At 69.9% G+C, this 17,083-nt stretch carries 18 protein-coding genes; 12 read left to right on the forward strand and 6 right to left on the reverse strand.

Annotated features, from left to right (window positions below; translation table 11 throughout):
* Positions 1-23: 23 nt before the first annotated feature.
* The 6 genes from QM714_RS14310 to QM714_RS14335 all read left to right on the forward strand — a co-directional run bounded on the left by QM714_RS14310 (position 24) and on the right by QM714_RS14335 (position 6,436).
* Positions 24-1,028: an ornithine carbamoyltransferase gene (locus tag QM714_RS14310; protein WP_415101705.1), complete on the forward strand. Its 1,005-nt coding sequence runs from the start codon at positions 24-26 to the stop codon at positions 1,026-1,028.
* A gap of 9 nt (positions 1,029-1,037) precedes the next feature.
* A complete protein-coding gene (arcC, locus tag QM714_RS14315; protein ID WP_415101707.1) occupies positions 1,038-1,946 on the forward strand; it encodes a carbamate kinase in 909 nt (302 codons plus the stop codon).
* Between the two features lie 169 nt (positions 1,947-2,115).
* Positions 2,116-3,612 (forward strand): histidine kinase, encoded by a 1,497-nt coding sequence (locus QM714_RS14320; protein ID WP_415101709.1) that lies wholly within the window; start codon positions 2,116-2,118, stop codon positions 3,610-3,612.
* The gene (locus QM714_RS14325; RefSeq protein ID WP_415101711.1) at positions 3,609-4,250 is read left to right on the forward strand and encodes a response regulator; all 642 of its coding nucleotides are present in this window, start codon (positions 3,609-3,611) and stop codon (positions 4,248-4,250) included. Before QM714_RS14320 ends, QM714_RS14325 begins: the two co-directional genes overlap by 4 nt.
* Before the next feature lie 170 nt (positions 4,251-4,420).
* Positions 4,421-5,047 carry a hypothetical protein gene (locus QM714_RS14330; protein ID WP_415101713.1) on the forward strand — a complete coding sequence of 209 codons (627 nt, stop codon included), beginning with the start codon at positions 4,421-4,423 and terminating at the stop codon, positions 5,045-5,047.
* 123 nt (positions 5,048-5,170) lie between these two features.
* Positions 5,171-6,436, forward strand: a complete 1,266-nt coding sequence (locus QM714_RS14335) for an MFS transporter (protein ID WP_415101715.1) — start codon at positions 5,171-5,173, stop codon at positions 6,434-6,436.
* A 37-nt stretch (positions 6,437-6,473) separates the two neighbouring features.
* Here the strand turns inward: QM714_RS14335 and QM714_RS14340 are convergent, their stop codons facing one another.
* The 5 genes from QM714_RS14340 to QM714_RS14360 form a co-directional block, all read right to left on the reverse strand.
* Complete coding sequence (locus tag QM714_RS14340) at positions 6,474-6,911, reverse strand: hypothetical protein (protein WP_415101717.1); 438 nt, start codon at positions 6,909-6,911, stop codon at positions 6,474-6,476.
* A 103-nt stretch (positions 6,912-7,014) separates the two neighbouring features.
* A complete protein-coding gene (locus QM714_RS14345) occupies positions 7,015-8,193 on the reverse strand; it encodes a glycine C-acetyltransferase (RefSeq protein WP_415101719.1) in 1,179 nt (392 codons plus the stop codon).
* Between the two features lie 16 nt (positions 8,194-8,209).
* Positions 8,210-9,247, reverse strand: coding sequence for an L-threonine 3-dehydrogenase (tdh, locus tag QM714_RS14350; RefSeq protein ID WP_415101721.1), 1,038 nt, complete (start codon positions 9,245-9,247; stop codon positions 8,210-8,212).
* 131 nt (positions 9,248-9,378) lie between these two features.
* On the reverse strand, positions 9,379-10,485 hold the full coding sequence (locus QM714_RS14355; protein ID WP_415101723.1) for a hypothetical protein: 1,107 nt from the start codon (positions 10,483-10,485) through the stop codon (positions 9,379-9,381).
* Entirely contained in the window at positions 10,482-11,000 is a 519-nt protein-coding gene (locus tag QM714_RS14360; RefSeq protein WP_415101725.1) for a SigE family RNA polymerase sigma factor, read from the reverse strand. Before QM714_RS14360 ends, QM714_RS14355 begins: the two co-directional genes overlap by 4 nt.
* Before the next feature lie 204 nt (positions 11,001-11,204).
* On the opposite strand from QM714_RS14360, the gene trxA reads away from it, so the two are divergent.
* The 6 genes from trxA to QM714_RS14390 all read left to right on the forward strand — a co-directional run bounded on the left by trxA (position 11,205) and on the right by QM714_RS14390 (position 16,369).
* Positions 11,205-11,582: a thioredoxin gene (trxA, locus tag QM714_RS14365; RefSeq protein ID WP_415101727.1), complete on the forward strand. Its 378-nt coding sequence runs from the start codon at positions 11,205-11,207 to the stop codon at positions 11,580-11,582.
* 4 nt (positions 11,583-11,586) lie between these two features.
* Entirely contained in the window at positions 11,587-12,012 is a 426-nt protein-coding gene (locus tag QM714_RS14370) for a DUF302 domain-containing protein (RefSeq protein ID WP_415101729.1), read from the forward strand.
* Positions 12,012-12,275, forward strand: a complete 264-nt coding sequence (locus QM714_RS14375; RefSeq protein WP_415101731.1) for a metal-sensitive transcriptional regulator — start codon at positions 12,012-12,014, stop codon at positions 12,273-12,275. The genes QM714_RS14370 and QM714_RS14375 overlap by 1 nt, the downstream gene beginning before the upstream one ends.
* A 412-nt stretch (positions 12,276-12,687) precedes the next feature.
* Positions 12,688-13,392 (forward strand): PadR family transcriptional regulator, encoded by a 705-nt coding sequence (locus QM714_RS14380; protein WP_415101733.1) that lies wholly within the window; start codon positions 12,688-12,690, stop codon positions 13,390-13,392.
* A gap of 135 nt (positions 13,393-13,527) precedes the next feature.
* On the forward strand, positions 13,528-15,258 hold the full coding sequence (locus tag QM714_RS14385) for an AMP-binding protein (protein WP_415101735.1): 1,731 nt from the start codon (positions 13,528-13,530) through the stop codon (positions 15,256-15,258).
* A 181-nt stretch (positions 15,259-15,439) separates the two neighbouring features.
* Positions 15,440-16,369, forward strand: coding sequence for a GNAT family N-acetyltransferase (locus QM714_RS14390; protein ID WP_415101737.1), 930 nt, complete (start codon positions 15,440-15,442; stop codon positions 16,367-16,369).
* 118 nt (positions 16,370-16,487) lie between these two features.
* Here the strand turns inward: QM714_RS14390 and QM714_RS14395 are convergent, their stop codons facing one another.
* The gene (locus QM714_RS14395; RefSeq protein WP_415101739.1) at positions 16,488-17,078 is read right to left on the reverse strand and encodes a YceI family protein; all 591 of its coding nucleotides are present in this window, start codon (positions 17,076-17,078) and stop codon (positions 16,488-16,490) included.
* Between the last annotated feature and the right edge of the window lie 5 nt (positions 17,079-17,083).

The raw sequence follows: 17,083 nt of genomic DNA on the forward strand, positions 1-17,083 counted from the left end.
GGCCGCATCGAAAGGCGCATCCGATGTCATTCAACCTCCGCAACCGGAGCCTGCTCAGCCTGCGGCACCACTCCGAGCGCGACCTGCACTATCTGCTGGACCTCTCCCGCGACCTCAAACGCGCGAAGTACTCCGGTGTGCAACGGCGCAGCCTGGCCGGCAAGAACATCGCGCTGATCTTCGAGAAGACCTCCACCCGCACCCGGTGCGCGTTCGAGGTCGCGGCCTTCGACGAAGGTGCCCACGTCACCTACATCGACCCGACGTCCTCGCAGATCGGGCACAAGGAGTCGATGAAGGACACCGCGCGGGTGCTGGGTCGGATGTACGACGCGATCGAGTATCGCGGCTCCGGCCAGGAGAACGTCGAGATCCTCGCGGAGTACTCCGGCGTGCCGGTCTTCAACGGCCTGACCAACGAGTTCCACCCCACCCAGATGCTCGCCGACGTGCTCACCATGACCGAGCACTCGACCAAGCCGGTCCACGAGATCTCCTACGCCTACGTGGGCGACGGCCGCAACAACATGGCCAACTCACTGCTGCTGGTGGGCGCGAAGCTGGGCATGGACGTGCGGATCGGTGCGCCGCGTGAGTTGTGGCCACTCGACGAGCTGGTGGAGCAGTGTCAGGAGTTCGCCGCCGAGTCGGGGGCCCGGATCACCGTCACCGACGACCCCCAGGTCGCGGTGGCCGGCGTCGACTTCATCCACACCGACGTCTGGGTGTCGATGGGCGAGCCGGTCGAGTCCTGGGGTGAGCGGATCGACCTGTTGCTGCCCTTCCAGGTCAACCCGGCACTGATGGCGGCCGCCGGCAACCCGCGGGTGAAGTTCATGCACTGCCTGCCCGCCTTCCACAACGCCGAGACCGTCGTCGGCGCGCAGATCGCCGAGGCCTACCCGGCGCTGGCCAACGGCATCGAGGTCACCGAGGATGTCTTCGAGTCGCCGGCCAACCTCGCCTTCGAGCAGGCCGAGAACCGGATGCACACCATCAAGGCGGTCCTCGTGGCCGCGCTGGGCTGAGGAGGCTGGATGCGGATCGTGATCGCCCTCGGTGGCAACGCGCTGCTGCGTCGGGGCGAACCGATGACGGCGGAGAACCAGCGTGCCAACGTCCGCCTCGCCTCCGAGCGGATCGCCGAGGTGGCGCCCGACAACGAGCTGGTCATCGCGCACGGCAACGGGCCCCAGGTCGGCCTGCTCGCGTTGCAGGCGGCGGCCTACACCGAGGTGAAGGCCTACCCGCTCGATGTCCTGGGCGCGCAGACCGAGGCGATGATCGGCTATGTCATCGAGCAGGAGCTCGGCAACATCTTGCCGCCGGAACAGCCGCTGGCCACCCTGCTCACCATGATCGAGGTGGACCGGGACGACCCGGCCTTCGCCACCCCGACCAAGCCGATCGGGCCGACCTACGACCGGGAGACCGCCGAAGTGCTCGCAGCCGAGGGGGGCTGGACGATCGCGGCCGACGGGGATCGGTTCCGCCGGGTCGTCGCCAGCCCTCGCCCGCGCCGCATCTTCGAGATCCGCCCGATCCGCACCCTCCTGGAGAGCGGCGCGATCGTGATCTGCGCCGGCGGTGGCGGCATCCCCACCATGTTCGACGAGCACGGCAAGCTGCACGGGGTCGAGGCGGTCATCGACAAGGACCTCGCCTCTGCCCTGCTCGCCCGAGAGCTGGACGCCGACCTGTTGGTCATCGCTACCGACGTGGACGGGGTGTACGTCGACTTCGGGACGCCGCAGCAGCGCCGGCTCGGTGTGGTCACGCCCGACGAGCTCGAGGGCCTCGACCTACCCGTCGGCTCGATGGGCCCCAAGGTGGAGGCAGCCTGCCGGTTCGCCCGGGCCTCGGGCAAGGAGGCCGTGATCGGCTCGCTGGCCGACATCGCCGACATCGTGCGCGGCACCGCCGGCACGCGGGTGCGGCTCTCCTGAGCACGCGTTGACAGACGTGGATCAGCGGACCGTCAGCCACTAGCGACATCGAGCTCGACCGCGTCGAGGGGAGTGCACGGGCTGCGGCGACTCGTGGTGCTCCTCTGGTGGGAGCTGCTCCGTCGAAAGGACGATGACGCAGCGTTTCCGGCGCTCCTATGCTGACGCGGTGGGCTGGCCCGAAGTGCTGTTCTTCAGCGTCTTGCTCTCGGTCCTCGCGTGGGTCGTCCATGGCCAGGTGGTGGCATGGCGGCGGCTCCGCGAGGTCCGCCGGCAGGCTGCACTCCTCGTCGGCGTCGATCCGGAGCGGGTGGCCTATGCCGCGGTCCAGGCGGAGCGAGAGCGGCTCTCCACCGAGATCTCGGTGGGTCTGCGGGCCGGCCTTGACGTCGTACGACATGAGTCCGCCGCGGCGCGTCAGGCGATCGTCGACGGCGGCGACCCGACGGCCCCGCTCGACGGCATCCACCTGGAGTCCCGCCGCGCCACCAGCGAGCTTCGGCGCCAGATCGGTCTGCTTCGTCCGCCCGAGCCGCCTCCAGCGGATGAAGAGGCGGCGGATCTCGCGCCCACGCTGCGGCGAGGAGACCTGGCACTCGCTGTGGTGGCCGGGGCCCTTGCTGGTGCAGAGGCGACGTTATACACGTCGATGGAGCTGGGTGCGGTGGACTGGACGACCGTGATCTTGACCGTGGCCGCGGCGGTGCCTGTCCTGCTGGCCCGGACGTCACCGGCCGCCGCAGCAGTGCTGATCGGGATCGTGCACCTGCTCGCACTGTCGATGGGTCATATGGTCTCCGGCGGATTCTGGATGTTGGTGACCATGGGGGCCGTGCTGTGGACGCTGGTACAGCGGACGAAGGGTGTCGATCGGCTGGCCGCCGCGGGCACCTTCCTGGTTGCCTCCATGTGCGTCTCGACCTGGGTGCTGAACCGCGACAACGCCGGTGCCACCGCCGTGCTGCTGCTGGTGACGGTGGTGGCCGCGACCGTGCGTCGGGTGACGCGGGGCCGCGAGCACGCCACCGTCGCGCTGGTCGAGGAACGAGAGGAGCGCCTGGCCCAAGCCCGGGAGGCGGCCGGCCGTCTTGAGCGACTGTCCCTGGCTCGTGAGCTGCACGACGTGGTCTCTCATGCCGTTGCGGTCGTCGCAGTCCAGGCGTCCGCGGCCACGGTCTCGTGGCGGCAACACCCGGCCACGGCCCTGGCCGCGCTCGATGCCCTCGACGCCAGCGTGGGGGCGGCGATCGAGGAGTTGTCCGAGGTGGCGTCCGCCGCGACGCCACCAGAAGTCGCGGACCTGGGTTCGCTGGTCGCTCGAGCCCGGGCAGCCGGGCTCCGACTGCAGTACGACGGACCCACGGTCCTGACCGGCTCGGCCGGGCCGGTCGCGCATCGGGTGGTGCAGGAGGCCCTCACCAACGTGCTCCGCCATGCGCGAGGCGCCACCGTCCGAGTCCAGGTGGTCCAGCGATCCGACCTGGTCGAGGTCGAGATCGAGGACGATGGGCCCGGTCCGTCGCCGACGGCCGAGCCAGGCTTCGGGCTGGTCGGTCTGAGAGAGCGGGTCGGGTTGGCCGGCGGCTCGCTGTCCACCGGTCCGGGTGCGCGCGGTGGACATCGCCTCGTTGTCCAGCTGCCGCACCGTACGGTGGCCCGCGCGTGAAGGTCCGGGTCCTGGTCGTGGACGACCACGAGGTGCTCCGCCAAGGCCTGGTCACCGTGTTGACCAGCGACGACCAGATCGAGGTCATCGGCCAGGCCACCGACGGACCGGAGGCCGTCCGGCTCGCGCAGCGGCTGCGGCCCGACGTCGTCTTGATGGACGTCGAGATGGCCGGGGGCGACGGCATCTCGGCCACCCGGGAGATCACTGCGGCCCTCCCGGACACACGCGTGCTGGTGCTGACCATGTTCGACCTGGATGAGTATGTCGTCGAGGCGCTTCGGGCCGGGGCCAGCGGCTATCTGCTCAAGACCACCCCGCCCGCCGACCTCCTGCGCGCCGTCTCTGCCTGCGCGCAAGGGCAGTCGACGATCGCGTCGCACGTGCTGGAGCGCGTCGTGCGACCGCTGCTCGGGGCGCCGCAGGAGCCGGTGCCCGGGCTTGCCGACCTCACCGATCGCGAACTGGACGTGCTCCGTTCGCTCGCCGCGGGCCGCTCCAACGCCGAGATCAGCCGCGAGCTCTACCTGGCGGAGACCACGGTCAAGACGCACGTGGCGCACATCCTCACCAAACTGGGCGTGCGAGACCGGCTGCAGGCCGCGGTGGCCGCTCACCGGGCCGGCCTGCTGTCCTGAGGCTCGGCAGGCCTCCTCCTCAAGGATGGGCCGATCTCCGCCCTCGGGCGCCGGATGAGGCTCGATCGGCCGACGTGTCGGCGGCGGTGCGCGGACCACGGTGGAACTCCTGAATCAACCACGAGAGGCACACCATGACCACCGCTTCAACCCCTGCCGATGATCGGGCCGTGTCCGAGACTCGGGCCCTCCTGGCCAACCACCACGTCGCGGCCCTCGTTGTCGTCGTACCGCTTCTGACCGCCCTCGCGGTGGACTGGATCATCACCGGCGTCACTGGCGAGCGCACCTTCATCACCGACGATGCTCTGTCCGCTCCGCTCTGGGTCCACGTCCTGCTCACCGGGGGCCTCTGTCTGGCCTGCGCCATGCTCATCGTGGTGCTCCGTCGCGAGCGTCCGTTGTTCCTCGCGGTTCAGCGGTTCGGCCGCACGCTCCGGGTCTGCCGCACGATCTTGATGGCCGGACTCGTCGCGATGATCGCGGGCAACGGGATCATCTACCCGTTGCTCAAGGTCTTCGAGATCGACTCGGGGCCGATCTACAACGCCTCCGGCCTGGCGGCGTTCTTCGGTCTCGCGGCGACCTTCTTGCCGGCCATGGTGATCGGACTGACCCAGGTGCGACGCAACGAGCTCGGCGTCGGCGGCCGAGTGCTCGCGCTGTCAGTGCTTGCGGTGCTGCTGACCGTCGCCGTGTTCCTGTTCGCCGACGACTGGGCGAGCCCAGTTCTGCTCACCATGACCGTCCTCGGCGGAATCTCGGTGGTCGGAGTGGGTGCGCGACCCAGGTCGTGAATCTCGCCTCCGGTGGTCCGATCGCGCACCGGGCCGCCGGAGGTGAGAGCATCGCTCGGGCACCTCGGTGTCCCGGTCGGCGAGGTCGCCCGGCTTGGTGAGACACACGGCGGGAGGGACCAGATGGGTCTGCGTGGGGTGTTGGCAGACACCCGCCCCCTCGCCGTACCTGCCTTTCGTCGGCTGTGGCTGGCCAGCATCGTCACCGTGATCGGCGCCCAGCTCACCGTGGTGGCGGTGCCGGCGCAGATCTATGCGATCACCGGCTCGTCGGCGTACGTCGGCCTGACCGGCGTCTTCGGGCTGGTCCCGCTGGTCGTCTTCGGGCTCTGGGGCGGTGCGCTGGCGGACGCGATGGACCGCCGGACCATCCTGATCATCACCACCATCGGGCTGATCGTGACCAGCGCGGTGTTCTGGTTGCAGGCGCTGCTGGGCAACGGAGACGTCTGGCTGCTGCTGGTCGTCTTCGCCGTGCAGCAGGCCTTCTTCGCCGTCAACTGGCCCACCCGCAGCGCGATCCTGCCCCGGCTGATGGAGGACGAACTCCTGCCGGCGGCCAACTCCTTGAGCATGACCGTGACCCAGGCGGGTGCGATCGCGGGACCGCTGGTCGGTGGTGTGTTGATCCCGATCCTTGGCTTCAGCTGGCTCTACCTGCTCGACAGCCTGTCCCTGTTCGCGACCTTGGCGTCGGTGATCGCCCTGCCCGCCCTGCCGATCGAAGGAGCGACGAAGACACCGGGCCTGCGCTCGATCGTCGACGGGCTGGGCTATCTGCGCCACCATCCGGTCCTGCTGATGTCCTTCGTGGTCGACATCATCGCGATGGTCTTCGGGATGCCGAGGGCGCTCTTCCCGGAGATGGCGCACCTCAGCTTCGGTGGGCCGAACGAAGGCGGGCTCGCCTTCGCCTTGCTGTTTGCCGCCATCCCCGCCGGCGCGGTGCTGGGCGGCATCTTCTCCGGATGGGTCTCGCGGGTGGAGCGGCAGGGCTTCGCGGTGATCGTCGCCATCGTGGTCTGGGGCGCCGCCATGGTCGGCTTCGGCGTCGCCGCGGGCCTGGCGGGTGGCACCGGTGGCGCCCTGCTCGCGGTCGCTGTCGTGATGTTGGTCGTGGGTGGGGCCGCTGACATGGCCTCCGCCGCGTTCCGGATGAGCATGCTGCAGGGCGCCGCCTCGGACGAGGTGCGTGGCCGCCTCCAGGGCGTCTTCATCGTCGTGGTCGCGGGCGGCCCGCGGATCGCCGATGTCGTGCACGGCAGCGCGGCGGCCTTGGTCGGCACGGCGGCGGCCGCAGCCGGCGGCGGTGTGCTCGTGGTGGTCCTGATGGTCGCCGCCGCGCTAGCCGCGCCCGCCTTCGTCCGCTACCGGATCGCCGGGCCCTGACTCGCGGGCCCTGATTCGCGGGCCCTGACGGAGGCTGTCAGGTGGCCGAGGTGGAGGAGTCGCTGCTGCCCCCGCCGCCGTCCTGGTCGCCGTCGCCCTGCTCGCCTTGCCCACCGGTCGGGGGTTGTCCCTGGCCCGGCGCTGCTCCGTCGGACGCCCCGTCCTGCTGACCGGCTGGCGCTCCAGGGAGTTCGCTCCCGTCGTTGGCGCCACTGCCGGGGAAGCTGTGCGAGGGGGACATTTCGTCGCGCGCTTCCCCGGCAGTGACTTGACCGACCGCGAACCCGCCCACGCCGCCCATCAACAGGCCGGCCGTCGCTGCGACCAGTCCCAGCCTCACGCCGCGCAACCCGGAGAGACGGGAGCCGGGTCGGGCGTCTGCGGTCGCCGTGGCGCTCTCGCCGCGACGGTCGGTGCCGGTGGAGTCGGTGGGCTCGGGCGAGCCCGGGTCGGGTGCTTGTTGTTGATCGGTCACGACCTCAGCGTGGTCCGGATCCCTAGGCCGTGCCTCGGCGCCGGCTATGACGACGCTGTGCGGTTGGACCCGTGCGGTCGGGCGTGGCCGCCGTCTCCCAGGGTCAGGAGGTCGCGGCGACGAAGGCGGCGACGCAACGGCGTACGTCGTCCTCGGTGTGAGCGGCGGAGAGCTGCACCCGGATCCTGGCCTGGCCACGCGGCACGACGGGGAACGAGAACGCGATGACGTAGATGCCTTCGGCAAGCATCCGATCGGCCACTTCGGCGGCGCGGCGGGCGCCGTCCTCGCCACGGAACATCACCGGCGTGATGGGGTGCTCACCAGGCAGGATCTCGAAGCCGGCGTCGGTCATCAGCGACCGGAAGAGGGTGGTGTTGCGCCGCAGCGTCTCGCGCGCCTCGTCGGAGGAGGAGACCAGCTCGAGGGCCCGCAGGGATCCGGCGGCCACACTCGGAGCTACCGCGTTGGAGAACAGATACGGGCGGGCGCGCTGCCGGAGCAGCTCGATGACCTCGCGCGGCCCGCTCACGTAGCCGCCGGACGCGCCGCCGAGCGCCTTGCCGAGGGTGCCGGTGAGGATGTCTACGCGGGAGGCGACCCCGAAGTGTTCGGGGGTGCCGCGGCCACCGTCGCCGACGAAGCCGACGGCGTGGGAGTCGTCGACCAGCACCAGGGCGTCGTACCTCTCGGCGAGCTCGCAGATCCCCGGCAAGGGCGCGAGGTAGCCGTCCATGGAGAAGACGCCGTCGGTGACGATGCAGCGCCGGCGTGCGCCCGAGGCCGCCTGGAGCTGCGCTTCCAGGTCGGCCAGGTCGGCGTTGCGGTAGCGGTAGCGGCTCGCCTTGCACAGTCGGATGCCGTCGATCAGGGACGCGTGGTTGAGCTCGTCGGAGATGACCGCGTCCTGCTCGCCGAAGAGCACCTCGAACACGCCGCCGTTGGCGTCGAAGCAGGACGCGAACAAGACGGTGTCCTGGGTGCCGAGGAAGGCGGTGAGTGCCGCCTCGAGTCGCTTGTGCAGCTCCTGGGTGCCGCAGATGAACCGCACGCTGGCCATCCCGAAGCCCCAGTTCCGGAGGGCATCTGACGCGGCGGCGACGACGTCGGGATGGCCGGCCAGGCCGAGGTAGTTGTTGGCGCAGAAGTTCAGCGCCTCACCGGTCGACGTCGTCACGTGCGCCGCCTGGGGTGAGGTCAGCTCCCGCTCGTGCTTGGTGAGTCCGGTGGCCTCGATCTCGTCGAGGGTCGCGCGCAACTGGTCGCGGACGGCGGCGTACATGCTTCTCTCCTTCTCGTCAGCTCCAGTCCATGATCACTTTGCCGCACCGACCGGAGCGGATCGCCTCGAAGGCCTCCGGCCAGCGCTCCGCGGGGAAGCGGTGGGTGATCACCGAGCGGAGGGCGTCGCGCAAGGGGGCGGAGGTCTGCAGCATGGCGCTCATGGCATACCAGGTGTCGTACATCTCCCGGCCGTAGATCCCCTTGATGGTGAGCATGTGGGTGATCACCCGACCCCAGTCGATGACGTAGTCGGCGTGCGGCAGCCCCAACATCGCAACCCGGCCGCCATGGTTCATCGTGGCCAGCATGTCGGCCACGGCGGCGGGCGCGCCGGACATCTCCAGACCGATGTCGAAGCCTTCCTTCATGCCGAGTGTGGCCATGGCGTCGCCGAGCGAGGTGGTCGCGGCATTGATCGCCAGGTCGGCGCCGGCGGCTCTGGCCAACTCCAGCCGGACCTCGCTGATGTCGGTCACCACGATGAACCGAGCGCCGACGTGCCGGGTGATGGCGGTCGCCATCACCCCGATCGGCCCAGCGCCGGTGATGACCACGTCCTCGCCCGCGATCGGGAAAGACAACGCGGTGTGCGTGGCATTGCCGAACGGGTCGAACAGGGCCCCCAGGTCCGGGTCGAGGTCGGCCGGCTGGACCCACACGTTGGTGGCGGGAATGACGACGTAGTCGGCGAACGCACCGTCCCGGTTCACCCCGATGCCGACAGTGTTGATGCACAGGTGGCGTCTCCCGGCGCGGCAGTTGCGGCACATCCCGCAGACGATGTGACCCTCACCAGAGACGCGCTGGCCGACCTCGATGGTGGTGACGTCCTCGCCGACCTCGGCCACCTCGCCGTAGAACTCGTGTCCGATCGTCATCGGCGTGCGCACCGTGGCCGCCGCCCACTCGTCCCACTCGAACAGGTGCAGGTCGGTGCCGCACAGGCCGGCGCGGAGCACCCGGATCTTCACCTCGTCCGGGCCGCACTCCGGCTCCACGACGTCGAGCAGCTCCAACCCCGGCCCCGGGGCCGTCTTGACCAGCGCCCGCATGCCGCCTCCTCGCCGTAGGGTGCGGCCCCACTCTAGCGAGGCCGCTGCCGACCGCTCGCACGGCACCAACCCCGGTGGACGTCATCCTTTCCGGAGAGACGAGCGCTCTTCCTGATCCTGCGGAGTGCCGCTCAGTCGACTTCGCGGTAGAGGTCGTCACCGGTCGGAAATGCGAGGTCCAGTGGATCCGCGGTGCCGGTGTTGGCGACGCTGACCTGGCACTGTGCAGTCGTGACCGCACAGGTGGCGATGCTGACCTCGGTGGCGTCCTCGGACTCGATGCCGATGGCAGCAATGGTGTCGTTGTCGATCCAGCCGTAGGGCGCTAGGAAGCCAAAGCCCGGCAGGGACAGATCGCGTTGCCGGCCAGTGGCGGTGTCCATCAGCAGGGCCTGGTCGGCGGTGTCGCTGATCGCGTGCTCGCCGTCCGGCGACAGCGTGCCGGTGCTGGCGCTGCGGAAGCGGTGACCTCGCGCCGCCAGATCGCTCGCCGCCACCATCCCGATCGTCTCGCCCGTGCTCTCCTGACGCAGGAACACTCCACTTGAGACGTCCTGGAGCAGTTCGTGGTTGGTGGTGGCGGCCATGACCTGCTCGTCGTCGCCGTCGATGCGGACCACCCCGCGACCGTCGAAGAGGTAGACCCCTGAACGATCGACAGCGCGGACCTGCGGAGCAGATCCCGGGCGGTCGAGGGCGTGGGTAGTCACCGAGTCCTTGGCGACGTCGTACGTCGCCAGCGAGAAGCCGTCGCCGTCCGTGCTGATCCATGCCACGCGGGTGCCCTGGCTGTCGGCGGCGAGGAGCAGGTCACCGTTGTCGCCGTCGGCGACGAAGGCAGCTCCGAGGCGCTTCACGGTGCCGTCCACCACTGCGAAGACATCGTCGGTGTCGTCGGTGAACGCGGCACCACGCTCGGTGAGCACCATCGCTTGGACCCGACGCCCGACATCGACGGAGGTGTCCCCGAGATGGATGGTGCTGCCGACGGCCCAGGACGGACCGGTGGGCAGCCCCGCGCTGGCCACAGCGGATGTCCGAGCGGAGTGACCGGGGAGGGCTGCAAGGCCGTACCCGAGGCCCGCGACCGCGAGGACCGCGGCGGTGCCTCCAGCCACCCAGGCCGCCCGACGACGACGGACGATGCTGCCGCCCGAGGCAGTGATTGCGTCGAGGTCCACCACCAGGAGAGGCAGTTGGTCCACCTCGACCTGGAGACGCTGCTTGAGATCAGTCATGAGAACTCTCCTACGGAGTCGATAGCCAAGGGGGTGTCTGTGGTGAGGGAGTCGCGCAGCTTGGCGATGGCCGCCGACACCTGGCTCTTCACCGTGCCGACCGAGCAGCCCATCGCCTGGGCGGTCTGGGCCTCGGTGAGGTCCTCGAAGTAGCGCAGCACCACGGCGGCGCGCTGTCGGGGCGGGAGGGCGCCGAGCGCTGACCAGAGGTCGAGGCGACTGGCAACTTCCGTTGAGCCGTCGACGGCAGTGCCCGGCTCCGCGACGAGGTCCACGGGCCGCTCGGCCCAGGCCTTGCGCCGCATCCAGGAGATCGCAGTCGTGGTGATGGCGCGCCGCGCGTAGGCCTCCGGTTCACGCACTCGCGGCCAGGCGGCATACACCCTCGACAACGCCTCTTGAACCAGGTCCTCGGCCAGGTGTGCATCGCCCACCATCAAGTAGGCGGCTCGATGGAGCGCCGCGCCCCGGGCCGTGGCGAAATCGGCGAACGCCGCACGCTGGGACGGTGTCATCGACGGTCCTCCGCTGCTGTGCTCATGTCCTGCTGACGAGGTGCGACCCCGGAAAGGTTGGCCGTCCCGTGGGAGGTCATCCTCCCCGGTCGCCCGGGCGACCGATCACTACGGCGCCCCGGGCACGGTGCCGGGAATACGGGGTGGGGTATCCTCGTTAGGTCGAGTGACACCCACGCACGCCGCCGTCTGAAAGGTTCACCCATGGCCACGACCACGCTCGGCCAAGCCGACTTCGAGTCCACCGTCAAGGACAACCACATCGTCCTCGTCGACTGGTGGGCGTCGTGGTGCGGGCCGTGCCGGATGTTCGCGCCGATCTTCGAGCAGGCGTCCGACGAGCATCCCGACATCGTGTTCGGCAAGATCGACACCGAGGCCGAGCGCGGCCTCGCCGGTGCGGCCGGCATCAGCTCGATTCCGACACTGATGGCCTTCAAGGACGGCTCACTGGTCTTCGCCCAGCCGGGCGCGCTTCCCGCGCCAGCTCTCGCGGAGCTGATCCAAGCCGTGCGCGACCTCGACATCGACGCCGCCAGAGCGGCCTCCGCTTCGTCGGGTGAGACCGCGCCGGAGGCCTGAGACCATGGACTACACACTGACAGCCACCGTCGACGCGGCGTACGACGACGCGGTCGTGCAGGTGCGCGAGGCCCTCGCCGAGCAGGGGTTCGGGGTGCTGACCGAGATCGACATCCAGGCGACGCTGCGCGCCAAGCTCGGCGTGGAGGTGGCGCCCCAGGTGATCCTGGGTGCGTGCCGCCCGCCGCTCGCCCACGCGGCGCTGCAGGCAGATCCGTCCATCGCGGCGCTGTTGCCGTGCAACGTGGTCGTCCGCGCCGCCGAGCAGGGTGTCGTCGTGGAGGCGATCGACCCCGATGCCATGATGTCGCTGGCAGGCGGGCCCGCCGTCCGTGAGGTGGCGGCCGATGCCAAGCAGCGGTTGACCGCTGCCTTGGCCGCCGTTGCCAGTCGGTCCGAGACCCGTCAGCCCGACAGCAAGGAGGCGTGATGCAGCTGGATCCCGACGAGATGATCCATGTCATCAACCGCATCAAGCGCGCCCAGGGCCAGCTCGGTGGCGTGCTCCGGATGCTCGAGGAGGGCCGTGACTGCGAGTCGGTGGTGACCCAGCTGGCCGCGGTGTCCAAGGCGCTGGATCGGGCCGGCTTCGCCATCGTCGCCTCCGGGATCCAGCAGTGCCTGGCCAACCCCGAAGACAGCGGCGGCGTCGACGTGAAGAAGATGGAGAAACTCTTCCTCACCCTCGCCTGATCGGTCTCACTGACGGGTCGGGAATTGACCCGTCCAGGTGTGACGCAGGTCCTGTCGGCGTCCCCGTGGGAGGGGGATGCTGGAGCCGGGGCGTACGGGCGCCGCGACGTTGGCGACCTGCGACTCCGCGGCACCGGCTGGTGTCGCGGTCGCGCCCCGGATGGCCATCGCGCGCGCCGTCCGGGGCGCACTTCTGTGCGTGGTGACCACCTGTTGACGCCCGTCGGCGCATCGACCTGGTCGGCACGTTCGCGGCCGGGCCTTGCGAGGGCGCCGATCGCCGTGTACGGTAACGATATATCGTGATGCATCGACGATAGTCTCACGATAGTCGGGGGGTCACGAGCTCCCCACCGATGCCTACGGCCGGGCCCACCAACGCTCCGGCCGATCACCGAGAGGAGTCCTGATCATGGGACAACGAGGACAACGAGGACATGATGGCTGGCGACGCCGCCCGACCGAGGGCGAATGGGAGCAGCACCGCGACGGTCGTCGCGGTGACGGCCCCGAGGGCTGGGAGCGCGGCTGGGACAGGGGTTGGGACCGAGGTCGAGGCGGTTCGCGCCGCGGCCGCCAGGGCCCGCCGCCCTGGATCGGCGGCCTCTTCGGAGCGGCCCAAGGCGGCCCAGGGGGCGACCCCCGGCGCGGCCCGCGGGTGCGCCGCGGCGACGTACGATCCGCGATCTTGGACGTGCTGCGCCATCAGCCGATGAACGGCTACCAGATCATCAGCCAGATCGCCGAGCGCAGCGACGGGGCGTGGCGGCCCAGTCCGGGCTCGGTCTACCCGACCATCTCCCAGCTCGAGGACGAGGGCCTGGTCACGACCGACGAGAGCGCCGGTCGCCGCACCCTCCGACTCACCGAGGCGGGCGAGGCGTACGTCGCCGAGCGCGCCGACGATCTGGCCGCGGTGTGGCGCCCCTTCGAGCGCGACCTCGGCGACGGCGAGGACGAGGTCAGCAGGCTCAAGCCTGAGATCGTGGCCTTGATGAACGCCGTCTGGCAGATCGTCACCACGGGCACCGAACAGCAGCACGCCGAGGCGATCGACCTCCTGGTCGAGACCCGGCGCAAGCTCTACGGTCTGCTCGCCGAAGGCGACGTGGAGTAGCCCTCCCTGCCACCACACCGTGCCCCGGGCGAGGCTTCGCCCGGGGCACGGTGCCGTCCCGGCTCACCGGACCCCGTGTGGTCGGATGCCCGCGCAGGGGGCAGACTCGGCGACAGGATCGTCGAGGGGAGCAGCATGTCTGGGACCGAGGCCTACCGTGAGGCGCGCGACCATCTGTTGGCGCTCAGGGAGCAGCGCGACCGGGCCGTCGCCGAGTTCGAGTTCCCCGACGTCGGCGACCGGTGGAACTGGGCGATCGACTGGTTCGACACCTTCGCCCGTGGCAACGACCAACCCGGCCTCATCGTGGTCGAGGAGGATGGCTCCGCGAGGACCCGCACCTTCGACGAACTGGTCCGCCGCTCGGATCAGGTGGCGAGCTGGCTGCGCGAGCGCGGGGTCGGCCGCGGCGACTCGGTGATCGTCATGCTGGGCAACCAGATCGAGCTCTGGGAGACCATGCTGGCGGTCATCAAGCTGGGCGCGGTGATCATGCCCACCACAACGGCAGTGGGACCGGCCGAGTTGACCGACCGGGTCAGCCGCGGTGCCGCTCGCTTCGTGATCTGCAACCCGGTCGACGCACCGAAGTTCGACACTGTCGCCGGCGACTACACGCGGATCAGCGTCGGTCCCGTCGGCGGACCAGCGGCTCGGGATTCCGGTGGGGTCTGGCACGACCTGCGGGCGGCGTACGACCTCGACGCCGTCGCCAGCGAGCACCCGGGGACCGGGCCGGGCGACCGGCTGCTGCTCTACTTCACCTCCGGCACCACGTCACGGCCGAAGCTGGTCGAGCACACCCAGGCGTCCTATCCGATCGGGCATCTCTCGACGATGTACTGGCTCGGCCTGCGGCCCGGCGACGTGCACCTCAACATCTCCTCGCCCGGATGGGCCAAGCACGCGTGGTCCTGCTTCTTCGCGCCGTGGATCGCCGAGGCCACCGTGCTGGTCTACAACTACGCGCGGTTCGACGCCGCCGCGCTGCTAGGGGTGTTGACCGAGCACGAGGTCACCACGTTCTGCGCGCCACCGACGGTGTGGCGGATGCTCGTCAACGCCGACCTCTCGGCGGGGCCGGGGGCGTTGCGTGAGGTGATCGGCGCGGGCGAGCCGCTGAACCCCGAGGTGATCGAGCAGGTACGCCGTGCTTGGGACCTGACCATCCGAGACGGCTATGGCCAGACCGAGACGACAGCCCAGATCGGGAACACGCCGGGCAGCAGGGTCGAGCCCGGGTCGATGGGCCGACCGCTGCCCGGGGTGCCTGTCGTGCTGCTGGACCTGACCAGTGCTGAGCCCGTCGAGGGGATCGGCGAGGGAGAGATCTGCCTCGACCTGCGGGCCGGTCATCCGCTGCCGCTGATGACCGGCTATCAAGGCGACGATCGCCGCAACGACGAGGCGATGGCGGGCGGCTTCTACCACACCGGGGACATCGCGGAGCGCGACGAGATGGGCTACATCACTTACGTCGGCCGGACCGACGATGTGTTCAAGGCCTCCGACTACAAGATCAGTCCGTTCGAGCTCGAGTCGGTGCTCATCGAGCATCCCGCGGTGGCCGAGGCCGCAGTGGTGCCCGCACCCGACGAGATCCGGCTGGCCGTGCCGAAGGCCTATCTGGTGCTGGCGCCCGGCTGGGAGCCGACCCGGGAGACGGCGCTGTCGATCTTGAGGTACGCCCGCGAGCACCTGGCGCCCTATCAGCGTGTGCGTCGGATCGAGTTCGCCGAGTTGCCCAAGACCATCTCCGGGAAGATCCGCCGCGTCGAGCTGCGGGTGCGCGAGGAGGACACCGCCGACCAGCCGGAGCACCCCGGCGAGTGGCGCGACGATCAGTTCCCCGAGCTGCGCGGCTAGGTTGCGCTGACCCATCTCCCGCGGTGCTGTCGTTGCTCTTGCCCATCTGCCGCGGCGCTGTGGTGGGTTGAGACCCCGTATACGGGTCACTGTGCCACGACAAGACCGCGGCAGACGCACGAAGACCGCGGTAGATCCGGTGACGATATTGCCGCGACAGGAGCGGTCGAGGCCGTGTTGGATGTCCCGCATGTCCGTGCCGCTCTCCCTCGACCTGCCCGATCTGCTCACCTCGCGACCGTTGGGCATGGCAGACGCTCGCGGGGTGACGGAGGTGATGGCTGCCCAGCAGCTGGCCCAGCTCGGTCGGGTGGACATCGAGGAGGCCGACATCGTCGGGGACTGGCAACGGCCCAGCTTCGACATCGGGGACAGCACGGTGGGGGTGTTCGACGGCGATCGGCTGGTCGGCTACGCCGAGGTCGGGTTGGCTGGCCGCGGGGATGCGTCGGTGCATCCGGACTATCAGGGTCGCGGCATCGGCACCGCCCTGGCGCGCTGGATGCAGGCGAAGGCCGCAGCGAGTGGGATGGATGTGATCGGCATGCCCGTGCCCGAAGGCTCCGCCGCCGACCGCCTGCTCGCCGCACTCGGCTATCACATCCGGTGGACCAGCTGGGTGCTCGAGCTGCCCGAGGGAGCGACCATCCCGCGGCGTCCACTCCCGGAGGGGTACGCCGTGCGCACCGCGGAGCCGGCGGAGTACCCCACCGTGCACGAGGTGGTCGAAGACGCCTTCTTGGAGTGGTCGGTCAGGGACCGGGAGGACTTCGCGGACTTCGAGGCCGGGGTGATGAGGCGGCCTGGCTTCGAGCCGTGGCAGATCCGTGTCGTCACCGACCCGGGCGGTGAGGTGGTGGCCACCGCGATCATCGTGATGACCGACGGCGGGGAGGCGGTGGTGACCCGGCTCGCGACCAGGTCCGACCAGCGCCGCCGCGGACTTGCCCAGGCGCTGCTGGTCGACTCCTTCGCGGTGGCCCGCGAACACGGTGCGGTCGCCTCGGGCCTGGGCACCGATTCCCGCACCGGCGCGCTCGGCCTCTACGAGAAGGTCGGCATGGTGGTCATCGACACCTGGGTCAACCGCGCCATCGCCGTCGCCCCCTGATCGATCGCTGTCCACGAGGTGCCGCTCGCGGCGCGGCAACATGCTGGCAGGAGAGGTGGAGCGGGGCGTCCGGGATGGAGTGAATCCACCGCCGAACGCCCCGCGAGACGCGACCGCGTCAGCCCTGCTGCTGGATGGCGGAGATGTCGAAGTCGAACTTGACCTTCTCCGAGACCAACACGCCGCCGGTCTCGAGCGCGGCGTTCCAGGTCAGGCCCCAGTCCTTGCGGTTGACGGTGGCGCCACCCTCGAAGCCGATGCGGACGTTGCCGAAGGGGTCGCGAGCAGAGCCGGTGGGCTCGAAGGCGATCGTCACCGGGTGAGTGGTGTCCTTGATGGTCAGGTCACCGGTGATCACCCAGTCGCCGTCCTCGACGGCGACCTCGGTGGAGCGGAAAGTGAACTCGGGGAACTGGTCGGCGTCGAAGAAGTCGGCCGAGCGAAGGTGGGCGTCGCGGTCCGCGACACCGGTGTCGATGCTGGCGGCCTTGATCGTCACCTCGACGCTGGAGGCGGCGGGGTTGGCCGAGTCGACGTGCGCGGTGCCGCTGAACTCGGTGAACTGGCCACGAACGGTGGTGACCATCGCGTGCCGAGTGGAGAAGCCGAGCCGGCTGTGGGTCGGGTCGAGGACGTAGTCTCCGGAGATGTCCTCGAGGACCGCCGTGGGGGCGTCGAAGTCGTCGTGCTGCCGGTTGAAGATGCTCATGTGTA

This window comes from Nocardioides sp. (assembly GCF_047602075.1).
GTDB lineage: Bacteria > Actinomycetota > Actinomycetes > Propionibacteriales > Nocardioidaceae > Nocardioides.

Coding starts and splice junctions, on each gene's coding strand:
- QM714_RS14310 (WP_415101705.1), top strand. CDS start 24: ATGTCATTCAACCTCCGCAACCGGAGCCTGCTCAGCCTGCGGCACCAC.
- arcC (WP_415101707.1), top strand. CDS start 1,038: ATGCGGATCGTGATCGCCCTCGGTGGCAACGCGCTGCTGCGTCGGGGC.
- QM714_RS14335 (WP_415101715.1), top strand. CDS start 5,171: ATGGGTCTGCGTGGGGTGTTGGCAGACACCCGCCCCCTCGCCGTACCT.
- QM714_RS14345 (WP_415101719.1), bottom strand. CDS start 8,193: ATGTACGCCGCCGTCCGCGACCAGTTGCGCGCGACCCTCGACGAGATC.
- tdh (WP_415101721.1), bottom strand. CDS start 9,247: ATGCGGGCGCTGGTCAAGACGGCCCCGGGGCCGGGGTTGGAGCTGCTC.
- QM714_RS14355 (WP_415101723.1), bottom strand. CDS start 10,485: ATGACTGATCTCAAGCAGCGTCTCCAGGTCGAGGTGGACCAACTGCCT.
- QM714_RS14360 (WP_415101725.1), bottom strand. CDS start 11,000: ATGACACCGTCCCAGCGTGCGGCGTTCGCCGATTTCGCCACGGCCCGG.
- trxA (WP_415101727.1), top strand. CDS start 11,205: ATGGCCACGACCACGCTCGGCCAAGCCGACTTCGAGTCCACCGTCAAG.
- QM714_RS14370 (WP_415101729.1), top strand. CDS start 11,587: ATGGACTACACACTGACAGCCACCGTCGACGCGGCGTACGACGACGCG.
- QM714_RS14375 (WP_415101731.1), top strand. CDS start 12,012: ATGCAGCTGGATCCCGACGAGATGATCCATGTCATCAACCGCATCAAG.
- QM714_RS14380 (WP_415101733.1), top strand. CDS start 12,688: ATGGGACAACGAGGACAACGAGGACATGATGGCTGGCGACGCCGCCCG.
- QM714_RS14385 (WP_415101735.1), top strand. CDS start 13,528: ATGTCTGGGACCGAGGCCTACCGTGAGGCGCGCGACCATCTGTTGGCG.
- QM714_RS14390 (WP_415101737.1), top strand. CDS start 15,440: ATGTCCCGCATGTCCGTGCCGCTCTCCCTCGACCTGCCCGATCTGCTC.
- QM714_RS14395 (WP_415101739.1), bottom strand. CDS start 17,078: ATGAGCATCTTCAACCGGCAGCACGACGACTTCGACGCCCCCACGGCG.